Source organism: Singulisphaera sp. GP187, assembly GCF_900129635.1.
Classification (GTDB): domain Bacteria; phylum Planctomycetota; class Planctomycetia; order Isosphaerales; family Isosphaeraceae; genus Singulisphaera.
Window position 1 is genome coordinate 4857219 of the sequence record NZ_FSRB01000001.1, and the last position, 20485, is coordinate 4877703.

Consider the following 20485-nt stretch of genomic DNA (forward strand, 5'->3'; position numbering starts at 1 on the left):
ATATCGATGCGCAGCAAGACAATGGCGGGCCTGCTCGGGCTTGCGCTGGCCGCCGGGGCGCTCGGAGCCGACGACGGTTTCAGGACGATCTTCGACGGCACCAGCGGCGCCGGCTGGATTACCAACACGGACAAGAAGCCACTGGCCCAGGCCAACGTCCAGGCCGATGGACTGAACCCGCACGGCTCGGGCGGCTACATCGTCGTCCACGACCAGCCCCACGGCAACTTCGTCCTCGACTTCGACTACAAACTCACCCAAGGGTGCAACTCGGGCGTCTTCGTCCGCGTCGGTGACCTCAAGAATCCGGTCTTCACCGGCCTCGAGATCGCGATCGACGACACCAAGGGGGCCGGCCTCCATGACACGGGAGCGGTCTACGACCTGGTCGCGCCTCGAGTCAACGCCCAGAAGCCGCTCGGGGAATGGAACCACATGACCATCACCGCCCAGGGTCCGATCATCGAGGTCGTCCTCAACGGCGTTACGGTCTCGAATATCGACGTGGATCAGTTTGACGAGCCCGGCAAGCGTCCCGACGGATCGGAGCATAAGTTCAAAGTGGCGATCAAGGATCTCCCCCGCTCGGGCTATCTCGGCTTCCAGGATCACGGCAAGGATTGCTGGTACAAGAACGTCAAGATCAAAGACTTGAATTGATTGAACCGCATGAGTCTTTGATGGCTTGATCTTCCCGTGGGGCGGGCACGGCCCACCAACCAAACGATTTCGGATCGCTGTTTTCTCCCCAAAAAAACCGACCGCGACGGCTTGCAAGCCGTCGCGGTCGGTTTCGATTCAGGTCGGTGAACGCTCGCGTTGGTCGCTTACCAATCACCGCCACCATCGCCGCCACCACCGCCCCAGTCACCACCGCCACCACCCCAGTCGCCGCCACCGCCGCCCCAGTCGGCTCCTTGGCCGCCATCGTCGTTACCGCCGACGATTTCATCGCCGCCCGGGTCGTAGCCGGTCGCCCCGCCGGCGCCGTAGGACGAACTATCGGTGGTGCCGCCATGGTGCCGTCCCGAGAATTGGTCGTACAGCCAGTTGCCGGCCATCGCGCCACCAATTCCGCCGAACAGGCTCGACATGAAGCCGCCGCCCCTTTGAGGACCGTAACCCTGGCCACCCCAGCCTGGCCCGCCCATCGGGCCCGGTCGGCCCATCTGGCCTTGGCCGTAGCCTTGCTGCTGGCCGCCGAAGAGACTGCCGAGTCGTCGGAGCACGAACATGACCGCGACGATCCCGAGGCCGAGCATGAGCAAGGTTCCGACTCCGGAAGTCCCCCCGCGGGGTCGGCCGGCCATGCCGCCTCGACCCGGTACGGCCCCGGCCACGGGACCACCGGCGAGGGCTCGTCCGATGCCATCGACGCCCTGTTTCAGGCCCGCGTCGAAATTCTCCACTTTGAAGTTCGAGGTGAATGCATCGCGGATGTTCAGTCGCACGTTCGACGGCAGTCGGTTTGCCAGTTGCTTGCGCGTGATGACGTTGGAAATCAGATGGTCGTTCTTCGAGATCAGGAGATAGACCCCCAAACCTCCCTCGCCCGCGCGGCGAACCGCCACGTCGTTGATCAACGTTCGCTTTTCCGGAGGCTTCATGTTCGCGGCTTCGGGCAGGGATTCGACGGTCTCGATCAGAATCGGGATTCTTGACTCCCGTTCGATTTGATCCAGCTTGGCTTGAGCCTGGCGGACGGCTTCGGGTGAGAACATCCCTGCACTGTCGCGGACCGACGCCGCCTGCGCCGAGGTGATCGACGTGGCCAGCAGCAGCGGCAGGGCTAGTAACCAACGTGTTTTCAACATGGTTGTAGTGACCTTGAACAAGAAAACGAGTCTCGGCAAATCTGAGGCACAGCCGCCCACTTTGATGAGGTGGGATCAAGCCGAGCGGAGGCCGATCCTCTGAGTTCACACGATCTATTCGCCCCGCGCATCCAATTATAGCGGAAATCCGCACACGGCATGCCGGCAAAGCGGAATCCCGGGTTCACGATTCGAGGATATCGTCGAAGCGGGTGATGGCCACGACGTCGGCGAGGCGGACGAGGACACGGGAGCGATTGCGACGGATTCCGAGTCGAACGGAGTCGTAGACATAGACCTCGCGGGTGGCGGGGCTGTCGCGGAAGTCGTGGAGGTCGGCATCCACGACTTCCAGGAACTCGCGATCGAAGCCGACGAAGCGGCCGAGGCAAACATAGGTTGAGCTCAGGTCAATGACGATGACCTCTCCCACCAGGGGGCTGAGTCGTTCCGAACGGTCGAGACCTTCCATCGCGATCGAATTCTCCGCGTCGGCCAGGATTCCCCGCCTCACTATTCATACGTTGGAACGGGACCGGTTGGTTCGCCTTGACGGATTTTAGGGCCAGGGCTATCGTCCCGCCACCATGTCACCCAAAAACTCCCTTCTCACTGCCGGCCTGACCGTGCTCGGCCTGTTCGGGTTCGCGCCTCTGGGCGTTGCGGACCCGACCCCCCCTGCTCCGTCGGGCCCTGAAGCGTCCCTGGCACCGACCCCGTCTCACGCGGTGCTCCTATTAACCAATGGTCGTCTCTCTCAGGGAAACCTCTCGGAAGACGGCGAGAATTATTTCGTCCATGCAAAGGGCGGTAAGCTGTCGATCCCCAAGCGGAACGTGGAGAAACGGGCCAACTCGGTCCGGGAGATCTACCAGTATTTGCTCGAGCGGGTGCCCGCTCGCGACCCCGAAGAGCATATGAAGCTGGCGCTTTGGTGCCTGACCCAGGGAATGAAGCCCGAGGCGACGGCTCAACTGAGGGAGGTCGTGACCCTGAGCCCAGAGCATACGCGGGCCCTGAGCATGCTCGACAAGATCAAAGGCGCCGAGGAACGCGCGGCGAATCGCGACCCGGCGGTGACCCTGGCCAATGCCGAAGTGGTCGACAATCGTCCCGAGGGTCTCAACTCGGAAATGATGGGCCGTGCCCAGCGCGCGCTTGGAATCTCGGCGCTGCCCCAGATTCCCGGTCTGCCCACAGCGCTGGCGGTCAAGCGAGCCAATGAGTTCTCTCGATTTGTCGATCCGGTCCTTCAGGGCCGTTGCGCCAAGTGTCACAATGAACAGTTCGACGGATCGTTCCAACTGATCAAGTACAAGGTCAAGGCCGACCGAACGGCGGAGGCCCGTCGCGCCAACCTGGACGCGGTCATTGCCTTGATCGATATGGACAACCCGGCCAAGAGCGAACTCCTCTCGTCCACGCTCCGCGTGCATGGCACCGGGACCAATGCGCGACCGATTTTTCGCGGGTCGAACGACCCGGAGTATCAGATTCTCGCGGCCTGGGTGAACAGCCTTCGATCGGTTCCGACCCCTGCCACCGCTCCCCTGAACGTGGCCGCTCAGCCCTCGCGGTTTGGGGCACCCGCCGCGTCGGGCGGCGAAACGTTCGCGGCCGGTCGCAGTGGTCAGATGCCGTTGCCGCCCTTGACCCCGACGCCAACCTCTCCGACCCCCGGCCGGTTCGACCCTTCCGTCTCAAGGGGAATGGCACCCCCTGCGTTCACTCCTGAGCAACTCGAGCTGATCGAGTACCAGAAAAACCATCCGGACGTGGCCCCCGGCGGCGAGTTCCCCGGCCCCTTCGCCGTCACCGGCGCCCGGCCCAAACCCGAGTCCGCCGCAATGGCGGGCGCCGTTCCCCAGGGCACCCCGCGGTTCGATCCCCAGACGGGGGCCCCCCTGGGACCAGGATTGCCCCCCGGTTCCGTTCCCGGAGCACTCCCGGAGCTTCCCGCGGCCACGGCCGCAGCCGAGGCTGCCGCCGAAGCGGCGGCGCGGGCGAAAGCGACCACGGCGGCTCCGAAAAAACCGGTCAAGATTGACCCAGCCCTGCTCGAGAAGGCCTTGATGAATCGCTACGCCCCCCAGCAGTAACGCGCGACTTTCACGGTCCTTCGACGATTCCCCATTGCGGCCGAACGGTCCCTTTTCACGGGCCGTTCGGCTTTTTTGGTGCGCGGTGGGGGGACCGTCCGGGCGGGGTGGAGTTCCTTGAGCCCGGTCGGTGCCGAGGGGGGTGGCCGGGCCGGCCCTGATCCCTTATGCTCGGGGGAGATCAAGGGTCGATGACGCCCGACCGGGGCATGCGCCTTGAACCGTTGCTCTCCCTCTCTTTACGGAGTGAAGGCGCCGCCGTGAATGCGCGATTTCTCCTGGCGTTTTTCGACTCGGTGTACGTGCTTGCGTTGACCGCCTGGGTGGGGAGCCTCCTCTTCTTCTCCTTTGGCGTCGTCCCGATTGTCTTTCAGGTCCTCAGCCCCGAGGCGGGGGCCAAGTTGGTCCGGGCCCTGTTTCCGCGGTACTACACCTGGGGCGCAATTGCCGGGGCCATTGCATTGCCCGCCTTCCTCGGGGTTCCGTTGAGCTTCCAGGAGTTCCGCGGTCCCTTGGTCGCGGTGCAGTCGCTGATGATCGTGACCGGAACGCTCCTCATGCTGTACGCGGCCAACTCATTGACTCCGGCGATCAACGCCGCGGTCGCCGCCGGCCCCGAGGGGAAGGCGTTGTGCGACCGCCTGCACCGCCGTTCGACGCGGCTCAACATCATCGTGCTCGCGTTGGGGATCATCCTTCTGGTCGCACTCGTCAATCGGCCTGAACCCAAGACGGCCGGCATCGTCGAGCCCAGTCCGCTCGAGCGCGCGCGCTCGGAGTACGAGCAAATGCAGCTCCGTGAAGCGGCGAGGCAAACCTCGCCACCGCCTCGGCCTCAGCCCGTCTCGGAACGCGGCTCGCGTTGAGCGCGGCCGCGGCGCCTGGTTCCCGAGTCGGTCTGGCGGTGGCGCGGCTGCTTGTCGTAAACTGGGAATCTTGTCACAAAACGGTTGGCGAATCTGGCCGTTCCGCACGCCGCCGCCGACGATGCGACTTGCCCAATCGAGGGTGCGACCGCAATGACGGCCGAAACCGACTCGGGAGCGACCCTGGCTCGACAATATCGCTCGGAACGATTGCTGGGGACGCTGGCCCCGTTTGCGAAGATCGTCGTGGTGTCGCACGTCAATCCCGACCCCGATGCGCTGGCGAGCATGCTCGGGCTCCGCGCCCTGATCAACCATGCCCAGCCGGGCAAGCCGGTCATCATGACGGTGGACGGGATGATCGCGCGCGCCGAGAACCGGACGATGGCCGAGAGCGTGCCAATCCCCCTGGTCCGCGTCTCCGAAGTCGAGATCGACTCCGAGACGGCCGTGATCATGGTCGACACCCAGCCCCACACCGGACGGAGAGCGAGCGAGGCCGCGATGCCCCAAGTGGTGATCGATCACCACGAGACCGGCGGGGTGCTCACGGGCGTGCTCTTCCGCGACCTCCGGCCGAATCTCGGCGCAACCAGCACGATGGTCACGGGCTACCTGCTCGAGCAGAACGTCACCATCTCCCCTCGCATCGCGACCGCGCTGCTCTACGGCATCGAGTCGGAAGTGGCCGGCTATCCGCGCGAGGCCGGGCCGCTCGACGACGGGGCCTTGGTCTGGCTTTACCCGCGTGCCGATAAGGATTTGCTCGCCAAGATCCGCAACCCCAAGCTTCCCCAAAGCCACTTCGCGACCTTCCAGCACGCCTTGGCGAACGCCTTTCTCTACCGCGACGTGGTCGTAAGCTGGTGCGGAGAAGTCACCCAGCCCGATATTATCGCCGAGTTGGCCGACTTCTTCGTCAGGTTCGACCAGGTGAACTGGGCGATCGCGGTCGGCCACTTCGAGTCGATGCTCAAAATGTCGGTCCGGGTCAGCCTGTTGGGGGGACATTCGGGGGAAATCCTCCGCGAAGTGGTCGAGGGCCTCGGCACGGCGGGAGGCCACGACAAGCGCGCGGGGGGAGCGATCCCGCTGCCCGACGCCCGGCCGGAAACGATCGACACCATGCTCAAGACGATCCGCCACCGCCTGCTGACCCGCCTCGGGATCGACGAACAGCAGGGCCGCCGCCTACTCGAGGCCAGCCCGGTGATCCAGGCTCCTTGAAATTCAACGCGCTCGCTCAGGAGCACCGGGACACCCCGCCACCGCGTTTCCCCGAAAACGACCCGACTTTTGCGACGAGGCAACCGGGCAAGCCGTCTGGCCATTTTCCGAAGCACGGCCCCCATCTCCTCAATGGCCGACTCGAGCGGGTAAGGATCGGCGGGCCTCATATTCCCGATCAGTCGCTGGCCGGCGGTTGAGAAACCGAGTCGGGCCGTCGATAATTCACACTTTTGGCTGAACCGGGACTCTCGGCGGTCCGTGCCGCATCTGCCATTCGACGTCGGGGTAACGATGATCACAAGACTTCCACCCGGGGCGTTCTTCGGGCAGTCGCGAGGTCGCTTTGAGGTCGCCGGACTGACGTTCGCCGAATCGGCGTACACTGCGGGCTTCGATATCCCGGCGCACGCTCATGCCCACGCGTTCTTCTACCTCGTGATCGAGGGCACGTGCGAGGAAACGGCCAGGCATGGGACGAGCACCTGCGGCCCGTCCACCCTGGTGTTCCACCCGTCCGGTGAGCCGCATGCGAATCGATGGCCCGGGGCTGGCGGGCGGGCCTTTCACATCGAGATTTCCCAGACGCGCGCCGACAACATCCGAGAACACTCGGTCGTTCTCGACGACCGCAACGAGTTCCGTGGCAGCATGGCGCCCTGGCTCGCCATGCGGCTCTACCGGGAATACTGCAGGCCAGACGGCGCCTCGCTTCTGGCCCTGGAAGGGATGGCTCTGGAAGTCCTGGCGGAGGCGTCCCGGCGGAAAGTCCCGGCCCCGGAGCGAACGGCCCCGCGATGGCTGAACCAGGCCCGCGAGTTGCTCCATGACCGGTTCGCGGAAGACCTGCCTCTCGGGATAATCGCCGCGACCGTCGGCGTCCATCCCGTCCACCTCGCCCGGACATTCGGCCGCGAGTTCGGCTGTTCTCCGGGCGAATACCTCCGTCGGTTGCGCATCGAGATCACCTGCCAGAGACTCGCCATGACCGACGCGCCACTGGCCGAGATCGCCCTTGCGGCTGGCTTCTCGGACCAGAGCCACTTCACGAAGACCTTCCGGCACTTCAATGGGATGACCCCCGGCGAATATCGCCGACGCCTGCGATCGCGCTAAGCGAATACAACCGGATGTTCTGCCGACACAAGACCACGGGTGGTGGGGTTCCTAGAATCGTCGTCAGAGTGCTGCGCCCGCCGGGCGCCACGTTGAGAAGCCTCGCTTGCATCCGGAAAGAGCGGTAACTTGCGATGAGATGCGCGATTCAAGTCTCCCTCCTCTTGGCGTTGGCCACGCCGGCCCTCGCCCGTGCCGACGCGGTCGACAACTACATTCAGAGCCAGATGCGGCGCCAACACATCCCCGGCCTCTCGCTCGCGGTGGTCGTGGACGGGAAGGTCGTCAAGGCGAAGGGCTACGGCCTGTCGAACCTCGAGACGGACACCCCCGCCACGCCGGAAACCGTCTACCAACTGGCTTCGGTCACTAAACAGTTCACTGCGACCGCGGTCTTGATGCTCGTGCAGGATGGAAAGCTCAACCTGGACGATCCGATCCAAAAATTCATCGAGGGAACGCCCGACATCTGGGAAGGCATTTCCATCGCTCATCTGCTGAGCCACACCAGCGGCATCAAGGACTATCTCAACGAGCTAAACGTCAGATCCCCGGAGGAGATGACGCCCAAAAAGATCGTCGGCTTGGTCGTCGACCAACCGCTGAACTTCGCACCGGGAGATAAGTATTCTTACAGCAATACAGGTTATGTCATGCTCGGCATGATCGTGAACAAGATGAGCGGGATGCCCTACGACGTCTTCCTGACGGAGCGCGTCTTCAAACCGCTGGGGATGGACGCCACGCGTCGAAGCAGCCTCGACGTCATCCGCAATCGCGCCGCGGGATACACTTGGGTGGGCGACAGGTGGCAGAACAGCCCTTATCTCAATCCGACCCTCTGGGACAATGGCGACGGCGGGATGCTCTCCACCGTCCTCGATCTGGCGAAGTGGGACGCAGCACTCTACGGGGAAGCGATCCTGAACGAAGCCACCAAGCAAAAAATGTGGTCGCGCGGAACGTTGAAGGACGGCAAGTCCATCAATAGCGGGTTCGGGTGGGGGCTGGATGAACTGCGAGGGCACCGGCTGATCGCGATGAACGGGGGCCGGCCCGGAACCACGACGAACCTCGCCCGCTACGTGGACGACAAGGTCACGGTCATCGTGCTCCTGAACTGCGACGCTGAGATCGGACGCATCAGCTGTGGGGTGGCACGGCATTTCATCCCTTCGCTCAATTTCCCCAAGCCGATCACGGAGGAGATCGCACCCGCTCGGCTCACCGCTTATACCGGCCGCTATGAGTTCGCGAACAATTTCATGCTCACCATCAACCTAGAAGACGGAAGACTGGTGGAGCGGTCCCCGAAACTCGCCGGCGGGTTCTGGTCGCCGGTTTCGGAAACGACGTTCCTCTCGGAGGATTTGCCGATCGAGATGACCTTCGACCTAGGCGGGCAGGGCGAAGTGGTCGGGTTGACCTGGAGATCCGACCTGAGAAAGAAAACGGTACCCCGGATCGGTCCTCTCATTCACGATCTGGAGCCGCAAGCCGACCCCGACCCGGAGCGGACCGGACGGGTTCGCGCCGCGTTGGAATCGTTCGCGAAGGGCGGTCAAGCCGTCGAGCGGGCGGAGAATCTGACCCCCGGTGCGAAGAAGGATTTCGGCCGTGCCGCCAGATCGGACTTGGCGGGGCTCCAGAGCCTCACTTTCATCTCCCAAGAAAGGATCGGCGACCGTGGAATCGAGCGGCATGGGGAGAAAGTGGCACATATCCTCTACTACAAGTTCACGACGCCGAAAGGCACGCGATACCTCTTGGTTCACCTGACGGCAGGAGGTTTGCTTACGGACATGGACGTCGTGGACAACTGAGAATCTGTTTCATCACCCTATCGTCCTTGACAGCATAGTGTTGCTACTGGCCGCACGAGGAGTCGGTCCGAAGGGAAGCGATTGCAGGAGAGGATCGCAAAGCGGCTCGCCGAGGCGGAGTCGGCCGATGCAACGGAGGACGCGGCGCACGGCCCCGATCCCGAGTCGCGGATCCCATGAAGACCGCGAACAAGGGGTGAGACCAGTGCGGCGACGCGCAGGCGATGGCCAATGAGTCTCAGATCAGACTGGCCACCGACGTGACCGATCAGGGTAACGACTCGCGAGTCTGCCACCCGAACGGCCCCCAGTCCTCATCGAAGCTCTCCGGGGGCCGATTCGTCTTGGACGGGGGATCGCGAGCGGTCAAGCGGGCCAGGCTCGCATCGCCATCGCCGCGACCCTCCGCAACTCCGTCTCGGTCGCCCCGCTCGCGGCCTGGACCGCCAGCCCGTTCAGGACCGTAGCGACGTACCGCGCCAGCGTCGCGCAGTCGGTCTCCCCCGGCAGGTCGGCCTCCCGCACGGCCCGCTCGAACCGCTCCCGTAACGCCGCCACCGTCGCCTGCCGCAAGCGGGCCAGTTCCCTGCGGACCGGCTCCGCCTCCTCGCCACACGCCAGCGCTCCGGAGACGATCATGCAACCCCGCGTGCTGGTCCTGTCGCGCTGCATCCGGACGAACCCCGAAAAGAGGGCCTCGACCACAGCGCGTGCGGTCGGCTTCTTGAGGGCCCCAGCCACGAACGACTGTGGACCCGCCTGATAGCGGTCGAGCGCCTTGTGGAAGAGCTGCTCCTTGTTCCCGAAGGCGGCGTAGAGGCTCGGCCGGTTGATCCTCATGGCCGCGGTCAACTCCGGGAGCGTGGCTCCCTCGTACCCGCGTCCCCAGAACACCTCCAGCGCCCGATCCAGCGCGTCATCCGCGTCGAACTGTCGCACGCGTCCCGAGGGCATGACGACCTCCCATCGAAAAATGCCTTGCCGACCCTTGACGGGCCCCGTACAGTTTTATTGTACCAAACGGTACAAAGAACTCAAGGTTGGAGGGGGCCATGTCTGAGAGACTCGCGGGCGGGTGGCGGTGGTGACCGGGGCGTCCAAGGGCATCGGGGCGGGGATCGCCCGCGGCCTCGCCGAGGCCGGGGCATCGGTCGTCGTGAATTCCGCGACCGACGTAAGCGGCCCCGGCTCGGTGATGGAGGGATCTGGATGACATCACCGGCCCGTTTCTCGCCGTGGCCGGCGCTACCTGGCGATGGGGCTGTCGAGTTGACACGGCGACGACAGCCCGCCGGCCGACGAACGTGTGAGGGGAGAACCTGTCTCCGAAAGAAAGCATAACCGATGGCGTCACGAGCATTCATCTAAGGGGTGGCCGACGCCGTCAGCGGAGGATCACGAATCATGTCGAACGGTTTGACGACGCGTACTGCGGTGGTGGTGGGGGCGACGGGGATCATCGGCCGGGCAATCGGGGCGAAACTCGCCGAACTGGGCGGGTGGCGGGTGATCGGGGTCACGCGGTCCGGCGGCACCGTCCCCGGCGTCGACGAGACCATCGCTGTCGACCTGCTCGCCCCGGAGGAGGCCCGTCGGCGACTGGCCCCGGCCGCCGGCGCGACCCACTTGTTCTTCGCGGCCTACCTCCCCCAGACGAGTTGGGCGGCGGAGGTCGGACCAAACCTCACGATGCTGGTCAACGCGGTCGAGGGGCTGGAAGCCGTCGGCGCGCCCTTGCAGCACGTCACGCTCATCACCGGGGCCAAGTACTACGGCGTCCACCTCGGTCCGTCCGCGGCGCCCGCTGTGGAGACCGAGCCGCGACACCTCGGCCCGAACTTCTACTACGACCAGGAGGACTACCTGCGGTCGCGCACTGACGCCGCCTGGCGCTGGACGAACCTGGTCCCGACCCACCTGACCGGCTTCGCCACCGGCAACCCGATGAACCTGGCTCTGGCGATCGCGGTCTACGCGTCCCTCATCCGCGCGGCCGGGCGCCGCCTCGACTTCCCGGGGACCGCGGCGGCCTTCGGCGCCATGACGCAGGTCGTCGACGCCGAGCAGCTCGCCGAGGCGGCTGCGTGGTCGGCAGTGGCTCCACGGGCGGCGTCCGAGGTCTTCAACGTCGCCAACGGCGACCCGACGCGATGGTCGCAGTTGTGGCCCGCGTTCGCGGACTACTTCGGTGTCCCCGCCGGCGGCCCGCGCCCGATCCCGCTGTCCTCCTTCATGCCGGAGCTGGCCCCGCTCTGGAAGGAGATGGCGGCGAAATATGGGCTCGCCCAGCCCGAGCTCGGGTCGCTCGTGAACTGGGGCTTCCTCGAGTTCATGTTCGCGATCGAGTACGACATCGTGCTGACGCTCGGCAAGATCCGCCGGGCCGGATTCGCGAGGCACCCGGACACGCTGGAGGGCTTCTTCAGGCGGTTCGACGAGTATCGCGGTGCCCGGATCATCCCGACCTTCTGACCTACGCTGCCGGCAGGTAAGAACACCCCCGAGTCCCGGCGGCGAAGGGGTGTCGGACGTGAACACTTCGGGCTTCAGATGACGGGGAGGTTCGTCATGCGTGCTCGTATGCGCGCGTTGTTTTTCACGGCGGTTTTCGCGGTGGGGGCATCGGTCATCCTTGGCTCTGCGGCGCCCGCACGAGGCGAAGAGCTGTTCCGATACTCCTCCGGCGCCTTGGCAGGGGGCGGGAACTCCGGTCGAGGTCGTTATCCCGGATTGCCCCGCGGACAGGCCAATTACCAAGTCCCGGGAGCGGTCGCGGGTTACTGGCGCGGCGACCCTCAACCGGCCTATCCGGTTCCGGCACCGAACCCGACGCCGGCCGCCGGCTACCGGTACGATTCTCCTCAAGCCATTTACCAGGTCCCGGCGGCGAGCCGGGGGACGATCACGGGCTATTGGCACCATTATCCAGCACGGTAATGAACAATCATTCGCATGCAAATTGTGCTTCCTCGATGCGGTGTTTGGTACGACATTTGGGAGACGGGTCGCGGTCGGGCGACGAGGGCGGCGTCCACTCCTTTCAAATCGGGGCGTGACCGCCCACGCCAGGCGTTTCGTTTTCCACGGGCCGCGTTCGCTCAACGGCGAGCGCAGTCGCGGCGAAAGGAGCAGATCATGACCTCGCTGATCAGAGCCCTGGCCAGGTCCGGCCTCGTCAGGAAGGGCCTGGACCAACACCTCGTCCGTACTTCCATGGTGATGCCGTCCCGTATGATCCTTTTCGTGACAAGAGTATGCTGCATTCGTGTTGATGCTCTGACTTCGTGGCTCGAATTGCAGTCATTCGACGGAGGAAGTCATGTCTGATCATGAGGAATACGAGGTGGTCGTCCTGGGCAGCGGGGCGGCCGGCAAGCTCCTGGCCTGGACGCTGGCCTCGCAAGGGAGACGCACGGCGGTCGTCGAGCGGCGATACGTCGGCGGGGCCTGCCCCAACATTGCCTGCCTGCCGAGCAAGAACGTAATCCACGGCGCCAGGGTGGCCAGCTACTTCCGCCGCGGTGCCGAGTTCGGGATCGCCAACGGCGACTGGAAGGTCGACATGGCCGCCGTCCGCGACCGCAAGCGGAAGATGGTGGACGGGCTGGTCGCGCTCCACCTGGAGAAGTACCGGGAGAGCGGTGCTGAGCTCGTCATGGGCGACGGTCGCTTCGTCGCGCCGAAGACGATCGAGGTGGCGCTCAACGCGGGCGGGACCCGGACGCTCCGTGGTCAGACCGTCATCATCGACACCGGGTCGCGAGCCCGGATGGACGACACCACCGGGCTCGCGGAGGCTCGCCCGCTGACCCACGTCGAGGCCCTGGAGCTGGACCAGCTCCCGGGACACCTGATCGTCCTCGGCGGCGGCTATGTCGGCCTCGAGCTGGCGCAGGCGTTCCGACGCTTCGGCAGTCGCGTGACCGTCGTCGAGCGGAACGGCGCGCTGATCCACCGCGAGGACCCGGACGTCACCGACGCGATCGAGCGGCTCTGCCGTGACGAGGGAATCGAGGTCCTGACCCGAACCGCCGTCGATCGCGTCGAGGGGCAATCGGGCGAGTCCGTCCGCCTCCACACGGGCCACGGTGGAATCGAGGGGACGCACCTGCTCGTCGCCGGGGGCCGCACGCCGAACACCGACGGCATCGGCCTGGAGAAGGTGGGGGTCGAGACGGACGGAAAAGGGCACGTCAAGGTTGACGAGCGGCTCCGGACGACCGCTGAAGGTGTCTGGGCGGTGGGCGACTGCGCCGGCAGTCCGTACTTCACGCACATCGGCGAGGACGACTTCCGCGTGGTGCTGGCCAACCTCACCGGCGGGGACCGGGTGACGACCGGCCGGCAGGTGCCGTTCTGCCTGTTCACCGACCCGGAGCTGGCCCGCGTCGGGCTGAGCGAGCGGGAGGCCCGCGAGCGCGGCGTCGGCTACCGCCTGGCCAAGGTCCCCATGGAGGCCGTGTTTCGAGCCCAGACGATCTCCGAAACGCGGGGTTTCCTCAAGGCGCTGATCGAGGAAGGGGGCGACCGCATCCTTGGGTTCACCGCATTCGGGGCCGAGGCCGGCGAGGTCATGGCCGTCGTCCAGGTCGCGATGCTCGCCGGCCTGCCCTACACGGCGCTGCGGGACGCAGTCCTCACCCACCCGACGATGGCCGAGGGGCTCGCCGCCCTGTTCTCCTCCGTGCCGCGGGGATGACATCCGAGCGAACCGGAGTCGCCAAAGGCCGCGGCGGGCGGACGAACCGGGAGTGCGCCTCCCTGCGCAGCTCGCACACCGCGGAATGGACGGACACGCTTGGCGTTGACGGACCAGCCCTCGCGACGGATCATTGCCGCCAGCCTGCGGTAGCCGGAGGTCGGCCACCGCGCAGCCAGCCGCGCGAGCGCACGCCGAAGCCGCCCCTCATCGGCGGCCGGCGCAGCGTCGTGGTACAGGCTGCTGCGGGGCCAGCCTATCGCCCGGCGGACCGGGTACTCCGGCCGCGAGCGTCAGGACGACCTGGGACTTGAACCGAGGCGTGAAGGATCGGCGACGGCGATTGGGCCTCGGAAAACACTCCCGGAAGGGCCAGTGCTTTCGGCAATTCCGCCTAACATGCGAATCCTTTATCTTCGAGACATCCCAAACGAAGGAGATAAATCTTGACCCATCAAACGGCGCTCGTACTCGGCGCAACCGGCGGCGTTGGCGGAGAGGTGGCCCGCCGCCTCCTCGCCCGAGGCTGGACGGTCAAAGCGCTCAACCGCAATCCGGACCGGCTTTCCTCGGCGGAGAAAGCTTCGGGCATCCATTGGGTCCAGGGTGACGCGATGTCCGCAGCCGATGTGGCAGCGGCCGCGAACGGCACCTCCGTCATCGTCCATGCGGTCAATCCGCCCGGCTACCGCCATTGGGGCGAGCTGGTGCTGCCGATGCTGGCCAACACGATCGCCGCCTCCCGTGCGACGGGTGCACGGATCGTCCTGCCGGGCACGGTCTACAATTTCGGGCCGGACGCCTTTCCCGAACTGCACGAGAACTCGCCGCAGCATCCGGTCACCGTCAAGGGCGGCATTCGGGTCGAGATGGAGCGCCGGTTGCGTGCCGCCGCCGATGCGGGCAGTCCGGTCCTGATCGTCCGCGCTGGCGATTTCTTTGGCCCGAAGGCGGCCAATAATTGGTTCTCTCAAGGTCTCGTGAAGCCCGGCAAACCGCTGACCGCGGTGAGCTACCCGGGCAAACGCGGCATCGGCCATCAATGGGCCTACCTGCCCGATGTCGCCGCGACGATGGTGCAGCTTCTGGAGCGAGCGGACGCGCTGGAGACCTTCGCGATCTTCCACATGGAAGGGCATTGGGATGCCGACGGCACGCAGATGATCGCGGCGATCCGCGAGGCGAGCGGCAACCCGGGCCTCATCGTGCGTGGGTTTCCCTGGCTGCCAATGCAGATGCTGTCGCCTTTCGTGCCGCTCTTCCGCGAATTGGCGGAGATGCGCTACCTCTGGACCACCCCGACCCATATGGGCAATGCGCGGCTCATCAAGGTCCTCGGCGCCGAACCCCGCACGCCGCTGAATCTCGCGGTCCGCGAGACCTTGGCGGGCATGGGATGCCTGCCCAACGCGTTGGCGCAAGGCTGACCGATTGCGCGAGGACCGCACACAAATGCGGGGCGGCCTCTGAAACGAGGTCAGAAGCCGGTGAGGATCACCGGATCGGCTCCTCCCCCGTAACACATGGAGGAGCGCATCCTGCACACGCGATCAACCTTGCCCGGCGGCTCGTCGTCGCGGTACATTGATGGGGTGGTTGGGACGTCGAAATGATCCTGAATGTATCGGGATTTTCACGGCCGGGGGATTGTGGCGAGATGAAGCATTCCCCCCAGGTTCCGTCGCTCGAAGTCTTCATGCTGGGCTTGGTGGATTTCGAGGACATCCAGCAACTCCAGCGTCGACTCGTTTACGAGCAAGGGGAACGAGGAGGCGCCTCGCTCCTGCTCTGCGAGCATCCCCCGACGATCAGCGTCGGTCGGTCCGGGAGCCGGGCTCATCTCGTCCCGGACGATGAAGGGTTACGCTCGCTCGGGATCAAGGTCCATTGGGTTAATCGGGGCGGCGGCTGTATTTTTCACCTGCCCGGCCAACTGGCCGCCTACATCGTCCTCCCCCTCGAACCCCTGGGCCTCAACCTGAGCCGCTATATCGACGGGCTCAACGCCACATTGCTGGACGTGCTCCAGGAGTTTGAGCTCCGAGGCAAGATTCATCCGGGCATTGACGGGGTTTTCATCGATCACTCGCGGGTGGGCACGGTGGGCGTCGCGGTCAATCGCTGGATCGCCTACCACGGCTTAACCCTGAACGTGGGGGCCTTTCTCGAGCCCTTCGGCCTGATCGACGAGCCCGGTTTCGGCCCCTACCCACTCCGTCAGACGTCGATGGAGTCGAGACGGCAACGTCCGGCTCCGATGCCGAAGGTCCGCGAGGCCCTGATTCGCCATTTCGAGACCCGATTCGGCCTCGAACGGCATCATATCTACACGCACCACCCATTGGTCCGCCAGAAGGTTCGTTCCCATGTCTACGCTGAAAGCTCCTGACGAGCGTACCGCCTTGCCGATCCTGCCCGTCCTGGCGGCCGGCGCGGACATCGCCGCGCCCACCTCGGCACCGCGGCGCCGCCTCCCCGACTGGCTCAAGCGGCCGATCCCGGAGGCGGGGGGGACGTATTTCACCAAGGACCTGGTGGGCGAGCTCGGCCTCGAGACGATCTGCGAAAGCGCCCGCTGCCCGAACCGTTCCGAGTGCTGGACCCGGCGGACCGCGACCTTCATGGTTCTGGGCGAGGTCTGCACCCGCCCTTGCGGCTTCTGCGCAGTCCCGCGCGGCCGGCCCGAGCCGGTCGCCCTCGACGAACCCGACCGCCTGGCCGAGGCCTGCGCGCGACTCGGCCTGAAACACGTCGTGATCACGTCGGTGACCCGCGACGACCTGCCCGACGGTGGCGCCGATCACTTTCGCCGCTGCATCCTGGCGGTCCGCGAACGCACCGGCGCGACGATCGAGGTCCTCGTCCCCGACTTCGATGGCCGGACCGACTCGATCGACGTCGTCCTCTCGGCCAACCCCGAGGTCTTCAACCATAACCTCGAGACGGTCGCCCGACTTCAGCAGCACGTCAGGCGCAAGAGCCAGTACGCTGTCAGCCTCAAGGTGCTCGACCATGCCCGGCGGTCGCGCCCGGACGTGCGAACCAAGAGCGGCCTGATGCTCGGCCTGGGCGAGACGACCGAAGAGCTCTTCGAAACCTTGGCCGACCTCCGCGCCGTCGGCTGCGATTTCCTGACCATGGGCCAGTACTTGCAACCCTCCCCGCGCCACCTCCCCGTCCTCCGCTACCTGCCCCCCGCAGAATTCGACGAGCTCGGTCGACTGGCCCGCACCCTCGGTTTCGCCGAAGTCGCCAGCGGACCGTTCGTACGCTCGAGCTACCACGCCGACGAGATGGCCAAGATGGGGGCGAGGGACTGACGGCCCCCATCAAGAGGGGCTGATCCTGGGCAAGTACAGCGGTTTACCGTCGGATGCCGCACGGATCATGGAGACCGAGCCGCCTGTCCTGAACGCGCTCGCTTGATGTGGCTGGGAACATTGGTCGATAGCCAGATACCTAAAGAAGGTAAGCCGGGGAACCTGGAAAATCCATCGAGGTCGGCGACCCGGCATCCATCTTCACTGAAGTTCCCAGACCTCGCCACTGAAGTGCCTGGCTACTCTTCCCCCCTCAGGTTGGGCGCACAAAGCGGGTGGGCGTCTCACAGGTCTTGCCAGATGAACCAACTCAGCCACCATCGACAGCCTACCGCCGGCGCCAGCCCCCGCACAACGGCCCGGAACGAAGCCACTTCAGCACGTACCAGAGAAACACCGCCACGCCGAGAACCAACCCGAGGGGCAATTGGAGCATCCCCCAAGTCACAAGCCTATCGGCCCAAAGCGCGTCGTCTGACAGCCAGTAGTATAGAGACGACTCAATCCAGAGAACCCCGGCAACAACCGCCACAGCGAGCATCCACCTGCCTGTCGTCATCCGTCGACGACAGACCGGTATAACCGCGATCACGGCATACACGACCGAACAGACGAAGCCTACAGGCCTGAAGCAGCGGTCGGCGGCGGCTTGCGTGCTCAAGTTGGCGTATACCACGGCAGCGATTGGCGTTTTGCGTGGGTAGTCTGCGGCGAGCGTGCGCAAACTCGGCAGCAAACCGACCCCGACTGCCACGGCGATCATCAGGGTCCGGAGGCGGAAGCGGGGGAGTCTCATGCTCGGGGCTTCGATGGGCCTGACTGGTAAAAGCGATCTCCAAGCCTCCATGGCCAGCCTACCGCCGGCGCTAGCCTCCGCACAACGAACCGGGATCCGCCGCGAGCACCGGGCTGGCCCCTGCCCTGCCTCGCTGCGTCCGCGAGCGGTCAGTAGCCAGGCACCTAAAGAGGGTAAGGCGGGGAACCCGAATAATCCATCGAGGTCGGCGACCCAGCGTCCACCTTCACTGAAATTCCCAGACCTTGCAACTGAAGTGCCTGGCCGCTCTTGCCCGCTCCTCCCCGTCCTCCGCTACCTGCCCCCCGCGGAATTCGACGAACTCGGTCGCCTGGCCCGCACCCGCAGTTTCGCCGAAGTCGCCAGCGGACCGTTCGTGCGCTCGAACTACCACGCCGACGAGATGGCCAAGATGGGGGCGAGAGACTGACGGCCCGGTCCGCAAAGCATCGCCGAACCCGCCCCCCTTCTTCAGCGCAATTGGCCGTGGCGCCATCGTTGGTCCAACGATTCCCGTCGGGTGGGCCGTGTCCACTCGACGGGAAGAATCCGATCCTGACCGCCGATCAATCGCAAATCTTTGATAAGTTTATAACGGGTTCGGTGAACCTTTACCCCCGGTCCTGTCGCAAACCAAGTGCCTCCAGCGGTTTACCGACATATTGCGCGCACACCTGTTATCGCCCCGACGGGACGGCCCAAGACAACCCTTGGCAACGTCCCTAAAAACCAACAGACACGTCATTTCTAAATAGCTCCTCGCAACTGGGAAAGTCCTACGGTCCAGCCTCTTACGGCAAGTGACGAAATTTCGTCACCCCGCTGCTTTCCCTGTTGCGAGGAGCTATTTAGTCATCAAATAGCAAATTGCCATAAGTCAAAAAAACAATACACGCATTCTGCAGCCCCGAAGGAGCGACCGTCAGTGCAGGTCTTGGCAATTGGCGGTCGCCCTTTCGGGCTTGCAACAATAAACTCTGATTTAATTTTATCTTATCTCCCATGGCTTACGCTACTGGCTATGCACAGCCGCCCCTTCGGGGCTGCAATGAACTCGCTAACCGGGAAGATTTCACGTGCATTAATTGGATTTGAGAGCATAAAACGGAGCGCTTCGGTATCGCCCGACTTGTAGAGTGCTTTTGGAATTGATGACAACGCTTACACAAGTCATTGAGGACACAAGCACAATGCACATGTCAATTACTCCGTCCATTCTCTACCTTGGCACGCCCGTCGTCCTCGTCAGTACGGTCAACGAAGACGGCTCATACAATCTCGCGCCCATGTCGTCCGCATTCTGGCTCGGGTGGCGCTGCCTGCTGGGCTTTGAGGGAGTTTCCAAAACACCTCAGAATCTCATCCGAACCGGCGAGTGCGTACTCAATCTCCCGTCTGCCGATCAGGTGGATGCCGTCAACCGACTTGCGTTTCTCACAGGTTCAAACCCCGTGCCCGCCGGGAAGACCCTGCGTGGCTACCAGTTCGAGCGGGAGAAGTTTGAAGTCTCGGGACTGACCCCGGTTGCCTCGGAAACTGTCGCGGCGGCACGTGCGTTGGAGTGCCCGATTCACCTCGAAGCCAAAGTCGCCCGCGTCAATCCCGTCATGGCGGATGAGTATGACTACTCCGTCCATGAAAGGAGCGGCGAGTGTACGTTGGAAGGCATCGTCTGCATTGAAGTGCGGATCACGCGCGTCCACACGCATCCTTCGATCTTGATGGATGGAAAGCGGAACCATATCGATCCGGATCGCTGGCGGCCCTTGATCATGAGCTTTCAGCGGTTCTACGGATTGGGGCCGGAACTTTCCGAGTCTCGACTGGCGAAGATCCCCGAAGCAATGTACCGCACTCCCGATGTCGATCGCGCCGCTATCGTCTCACCTGCAAAAATCAAATAACGAATTCGAAGCCAAGAACCGGAGCGCTGGCCAGCACACCAAGGGGCTATCGTACGGAGTCAGAGGTGATCTGGCTTCTCCGTTCCACTTCAATCAAGTGAGGGCTCTACCATGTCTAAAGAAGAGGAAAACAAGGCGATCGTGGGTCGCTGGTTCACAGATTTCTGGGGTAAAACCTGCAACCTCGACATCGTGGACGAGCTCGCCGCTCCCGACATGCTCCTGAAGTACTCGCTGCACGCCCCGCGTCGCGGTCGTGAGGACATCAAGGCATTCATGACCGATTTCCGCGGCGCATTCCCGGACCTCAACTTCTGGGGGACTGCCGATCTCATCGCCGAAGGTGACTACGTGGTCGGCCGTTGGGAAGGTGGCGGCACCCACACCGGTCCCGCCTTCCATGACTTCCTCCTGGGATCGTTGACGGCAGCGACCGGGCGTACGATGCGGTTCACCGGAACGACGGTGCTTCGACTCGATCAAGGTAAGATCGTGGAGGAGATCGGCCTGGACGATGGCGTGACCGCCTATTTTCAATTGGGGCTCATCAAGGCGATTGGAACGGCGGCGCACAGCATCCGTGATATTTAGCGAGAATGCCGCGAGTTACGAGCGTGGACCAACCGACTTTCCCCAGGTCGCTCGCCCAAAATCTCGGCAATATCCGCGGTCTGCGGGCCAATCGGCCCGCCGGCCGGGCGGCGAGGGCTGGGAACTTCAGTGAATGATTCGGTCGGTAGCCAGGCACCTATAGAGGGCAAGACAGGGGACCTGGAAAATCCATCGAGGTCGGCGTCCCGGCGTCCATCTTCACTGAAGTT

The 20485-nt window shown here is 64.4% G+C and carries 18 protein-coding genes and 2 pseudogenes; 16 read left to right on the top strand and 4 right to left on the bottom strand.

The window, feature by feature from the left end; translation table 11 throughout:
- The first annotated feature begins 6 nt into the window (after positions 1 to 6).
- A complete protein-coding gene (locus BUS42_RS18745; protein ID WP_074308687.1) occupies positions 7 to 660 on the top strand; it encodes a 3-keto-disaccharide hydrolase in 654 nt (217 codons plus the stop codon).
- Between the two features lie 167 nt (positions 661 to 827).
- On the opposite strand, the gene BUS42_RS18750 is transcribed toward BUS42_RS18745, so the two are convergent.
- Positions 828 to 1814 carry a TPM domain-containing protein gene (locus BUS42_RS18750; RefSeq protein WP_074308689.1) on the bottom strand — a complete coding sequence of 329 codons (987 nt, stop codon included), beginning with the start codon at positions 1812 to 1814 and terminating at the stop codon, positions 828 to 830.
- A gap of 184 nt (positions 1815 to 1998) precedes the next feature.
- Positions 1999 to 2286: a hypothetical protein gene (locus BUS42_RS18755; protein WP_074311212.1), complete on the bottom strand. Its 288-nt coding sequence runs from the start codon at positions 2284 to 2286 to the stop codon at positions 1999 to 2001.
- A gap of 115 nt (positions 2287 to 2401) precedes the next feature.
- On the opposite strand from BUS42_RS18755, the gene BUS42_RS18760 reads away from it, so the two are divergent.
- The 5 genes from BUS42_RS18760 to BUS42_RS18780 all read left to right on the top strand — a co-directional run bounded on the left by BUS42_RS18760 (position 2402) and on the right by BUS42_RS18780 (position 8945).
- Positions 2402 to 3913 carry a tetratricopeptide repeat protein gene (locus tag BUS42_RS18760; protein ID WP_074308690.1) on the top strand — a complete coding sequence of 504 codons (1512 nt, stop codon included), beginning with the start codon at positions 2402 to 2404 and terminating at the stop codon, positions 3911 to 3913.
- A 191-nt stretch (positions 3914 to 4104) separates the two neighbouring features.
- Positions 4105 to 4779: a DUF4149 domain-containing protein gene (locus BUS42_RS18765; RefSeq protein ID WP_254053606.1), complete on the top strand. Its 675-nt coding sequence runs from the start codon at positions 4105 to 4107 to the stop codon at positions 4777 to 4779.
- Between the two features lie 153 nt (positions 4780 to 4932).
- Positions 4933 to 6006, top strand: a complete 1074-nt coding sequence (locus BUS42_RS18770) for a DHH family phosphoesterase (RefSeq protein ID WP_074311216.1) — start codon at positions 4933 to 4935, stop codon at positions 6004 to 6006.
- Positions 6007 to 6300: 294 nt separating this feature from the next.
- Entirely contained in the window at positions 6301 to 7122 is an 822-nt protein-coding gene (locus BUS42_RS18775) for an AraC family transcriptional regulator (RefSeq protein ID WP_074308692.1), read from the top strand.
- 134 nt (positions 7123 to 7256) lie between these two features.
- The gene (locus BUS42_RS18780) at positions 7257 to 8945 is read left to right on the top strand and encodes a serine hydrolase (RefSeq protein WP_074308693.1); all 1689 of its coding nucleotides are present in this window, start codon (positions 7257 to 7259) and stop codon (positions 8943 to 8945) included.
- Between the two features lie 366 nt (positions 8946 to 9311).
- On the opposite strand, the gene BUS42_RS18785 is transcribed toward BUS42_RS18780, so the two are convergent.
- Positions 9312 to 9899, bottom strand: coding sequence for a TetR/AcrR family transcriptional regulator (locus BUS42_RS18785; RefSeq protein ID WP_074308695.1), 588 nt, complete (start codon positions 9897 to 9899; stop codon positions 9312 to 9314).
- Between the two features lie 121 nt (positions 9900 to 10020).
- On the opposite strand from BUS42_RS18785, the pseudogene BUS42_RS46540 reads away from it, so the two are divergent.
- The 7 genes and pseudogenes from BUS42_RS46540 to lipA form a co-directional block, all read left to right on the top strand.
- Positions 10021 to 10143 (top strand): annotated as a pseudogene (locus BUS42_RS46540) (SDR family NAD(P)-dependent oxidoreductase); the annotation flags it as partial.
- A gap of 206 nt (positions 10144 to 10349) precedes the next feature.
- The gene (locus BUS42_RS18795) at positions 10350 to 11417 is read left to right on the top strand and encodes an SDR family oxidoreductase (protein WP_083670305.1); all 1068 of its coding nucleotides are present in this window, start codon (positions 10350 to 10352) and stop codon (positions 11415 to 11417) included.
- Between the two features lie 96 nt (positions 11418 to 11513).
- Entirely contained in the window at positions 11514 to 11882 is a 369-nt protein-coding gene (locus BUS42_RS18800) for a hypothetical protein (RefSeq protein ID WP_143206371.1), read from the top strand.
- A gap of 382 nt (positions 11883 to 12264) precedes the next feature.
- Positions 12265 to 13644: a dihydrolipoyl dehydrogenase family protein gene (locus tag BUS42_RS18810; protein ID WP_074308700.1), complete on the top strand. Its 1380-nt coding sequence runs from the start codon at positions 12265 to 12267 to the stop codon at positions 13642 to 13644.
- Between the two features lie 446 nt (positions 13645 to 14090).
- Positions 14091 to 15071, top strand: coding sequence for an SDR family NAD(P)-dependent oxidoreductase (locus BUS42_RS18820; RefSeq protein WP_074308704.1), 981 nt, complete (start codon positions 14091 to 14093; stop codon positions 15069 to 15071).
- A gap of 230 nt (positions 15072 to 15301) precedes the next feature.
- Positions 15302 to 16033: a lipoyl(octanoyl) transferase LipB gene (lipB, locus tag BUS42_RS18825; protein ID WP_074308706.1), complete on the top strand. Its 732-nt coding sequence runs from the start codon at positions 15302 to 15304 to the stop codon at positions 16031 to 16033.
- Positions 16011 to 16964: a lipoyl synthase gene (lipA, locus tag BUS42_RS18830; RefSeq protein ID WP_074308708.1), complete on the top strand. Its 954-nt coding sequence runs from the start codon at positions 16011 to 16013 to the stop codon at positions 16962 to 16964. Before lipB ends, lipA begins: the two co-directional genes overlap by 23 nt.
- A gap of 328 nt (positions 16965 to 17292) precedes the next feature.
- Here lipA and BUS42_RS18835 read toward each other — a convergent pair whose 3' ends face one another.
- Positions 17293 to 17760: a hypothetical protein gene (locus BUS42_RS18835; RefSeq protein ID WP_074308710.1), complete on the bottom strand. Its 468-nt coding sequence runs from the start codon at positions 17758 to 17760 to the stop codon at positions 17293 to 17295.
- A 280-nt stretch (positions 17761 to 18040) separates the two neighbouring features.
- Here BUS42_RS18835 and BUS42_RS18840 point away from each other — a divergent pair.
- The 3 genes and pseudogenes from BUS42_RS18840 to BUS42_RS18850 all read left to right on the top strand — a co-directional run.
- A pseudogene (locus BUS42_RS18840) lies at positions 18041 to 18190 on the top strand (lipoyl synthase); the annotation flags it as partial.
- Positions 18191 to 18950: 760 nt separating this feature from the next.
- A complete protein-coding gene (locus tag BUS42_RS18845) occupies positions 18951 to 19664 on the top strand; it encodes a flavin reductase family protein (protein ID WP_074308711.1) in 714 nt (237 codons plus the stop codon).
- Between the two features lie 111 nt (positions 19665 to 19775).
- Positions 19776 to 20255 carry an ester cyclase gene (locus BUS42_RS18850; protein ID WP_074308713.1) on the top strand — a complete coding sequence of 160 codons (480 nt, stop codon included), beginning with the start codon at positions 19776 to 19778 and terminating at the stop codon, positions 20253 to 20255.
- Positions 20256 to 20485 lie beyond the last annotated feature (230 nt).

What these genes read in the sequence shown, in the direction of transcription:
- BUS42_RS18745 (WP_074308687.1), top strand. Translation starts at nt 7, where the DNA reads ATGCGCAGCAAGACAATGGCGGGCCTGCTCGGGCTTGCGCTGGCCGCC.
- BUS42_RS18750 (WP_074308689.1), bottom strand. Translation starts at nt 1,814, where the DNA reads ATGTTGAAAACACGTTGGTTACTAGCCCTGCCGCTGCTGCTGGCCACG.
- BUS42_RS18755 (WP_074311212.1), bottom strand. Translation starts at nt 2,286, where the DNA reads ATGGAAGGTCTCGACCGTTCGGAACGACTCAGCCCCCTGGTGGGAGAG.
- BUS42_RS18760 (WP_074308690.1), top strand. Translation starts at nt 2,402, where the DNA reads ATGTCACCCAAAAACTCCCTTCTCACTGCCGGCCTGACCGTGCTCGGC.
- BUS42_RS18765 (WP_254053606.1), top strand. Translation starts at nt 4,105, where the DNA reads ATGACGCCCGACCGGGGCATGCGCCTTGAACCGTTGCTCTCCCTCTCT.
- BUS42_RS18770 (WP_074311216.1), top strand. Translation starts at nt 4,933, where the DNA reads ATGACGGCCGAAACCGACTCGGGAGCGACCCTGGCTCGACAATATCGC.
- BUS42_RS18775 (WP_074308692.1), top strand. Translation starts at nt 6,301, where the DNA reads ATGATCACAAGACTTCCACCCGGGGCGTTCTTCGGGCAGTCGCGAGGT.
- BUS42_RS18780 (WP_074308693.1), top strand. Translation starts at nt 7,257, where the DNA reads ATGAGATGCGCGATTCAAGTCTCCCTCCTCTTGGCGTTGGCCACGCCG.
- BUS42_RS18785 (WP_074308695.1), bottom strand. Translation starts at nt 9,899, where the DNA reads ATGCCCTCGGGACGCGTGCGACAGTTCGACGCGGATGACGCGCTGGAT.
- BUS42_RS18795 (WP_083670305.1), top strand. Translation starts at nt 10,350, where the DNA reads ATGTCGAACGGTTTGACGACGCGTACTGCGGTGGTGGTGGGGGCGACG.
- BUS42_RS18800 (WP_143206371.1), top strand. Translation starts at nt 11,514, where the DNA reads ATGCGTGCTCGTATGCGCGCGTTGTTTTTCACGGCGGTTTTCGCGGTG.
- BUS42_RS18810 (WP_074308700.1), top strand. Translation starts at nt 12,265, where the DNA reads ATGTCTGATCATGAGGAATACGAGGTGGTCGTCCTGGGCAGCGGGGCG.
- lipB (WP_074308706.1), top strand. Translation starts at nt 15,302, where the DNA reads ATGAAGCATTCCCCCCAGGTTCCGTCGCTCGAAGTCTTCATGCTGGGC.
- lipA (WP_074308708.1), top strand. Translation starts at nt 16,011, where the DNA reads ATGTCTACGCTGAAAGCTCCTGACGAGCGTACCGCCTTGCCGATCCTG.
- BUS42_RS18835 (WP_074308710.1), bottom strand. Translation starts at nt 17,760, where the DNA reads ATGAGACTCCCCCGCTTCCGCCTCCGGACCCTGATGATCGCCGTGGCA.
- BUS42_RS18845 (WP_074308711.1), top strand. Translation starts at nt 18,951, where the DNA reads ATGCACATGTCAATTACTCCGTCCATTCTCTACCTTGGCACGCCCGTC.
- BUS42_RS18850 (WP_074308713.1), top strand. Translation starts at nt 19,776, where the DNA reads ATGTCTAAAGAAGAGGAAAACAAGGCGATCGTGGGTCGCTGGTTCACA.